Here is an 817-nt window from a genome sequence, read left to right on the forward strand (position 1 = left end):
GAAAGGACGTAAACATGGAACTCACCACCCGTACTATCCCTGAACATAAGCACATTGCTTTAGTGGCACACGACCACTGTAAGCAGGCTCTGCTGGATTGGGTGAGTACACACAAGAACACGCTGTCCGAACACCACCTTTACGCGACAGGCACTACGGGAAATCTGATCCAACGCACCACCGCGCTCCCGGTCAAGAGCATGCTAAGCGGCCCGATGGGGGGAGACCAGCAGGTCGGTGCCTTGATTTCGGAAGGAAAAATCGATCTGATGATCTTCTTTTGGGACCCACTGAATGCGGTTCCACACGATCCTGACGTCAAGGCCCTGCTGCGCTTGGCAACCGTTTGGAATATTCCGGTCGCAACCAACCGTTCCACCGCCGACTTTTTGGTTAACTCCGCCCTTTTTAAACAGCCCGTTGAGATCGCCATTCCAGATTACCAACGCTATCTGAATGAGCGTCTGAAGTAACGCGGCGCGTTCAGCGCTACCCGGTTGTTGGTAGCGCTGTTGTTAAGGTTTTCTCTGTAGCGGCACACCGACACGCTGTAATTGCTCAACAAAGACTGACGGTGCGTCTCGATCGTAGAGTAACCAGACCCGGTGTTTCGCTCGGGTTAGCGCTACATACAGCAAACGACGTTCTTCCGCATCAGCAAAAGGTTCCGGCTGGGGCAGCAAGACCTGCTCCAGCAAACTTTCGCGAGACAAGGCTGGGAAACCCTCTTTGCCATCATTCAATCCCACAATCACCACATAGTCAGCCTGTTGCCCCTTGCTGGCATGGATAGTCATAAAATCAATAGCCAGGTTTG

General features: G+C 53.0%; 2 protein-coding genes. One reads left to right on the forward strand and one right to left on the reverse strand.

Going from position 1 to position 817, the window contains the following annotated elements; translation table 11 throughout:
• Positions 1 to 14 precede the first annotated feature (14 nt).
• On the forward strand, positions 15 to 473 hold the full coding sequence (locus J5224_RS31675; protein ID WP_264627459.1) for a methylglyoxal synthase: 459 nt from the start codon (positions 15 to 17) through the stop codon (positions 471 to 473).
• Positions 474 to 515: 42 nt separating this feature from the next.
• Here the strand turns inward: J5224_RS31675 and J5224_RS31680 are convergent.
• A partial coding sequence (locus J5224_RS31680; protein WP_264628942.1) for an ATP-binding domain-containing protein occupies positions 516 to 817 on the reverse strand: 302 nt, incomplete at its 5' end.

The organism is Candidatus Symbiopectobacterium sp. NZEC135 (assembly GCF_025962695.1).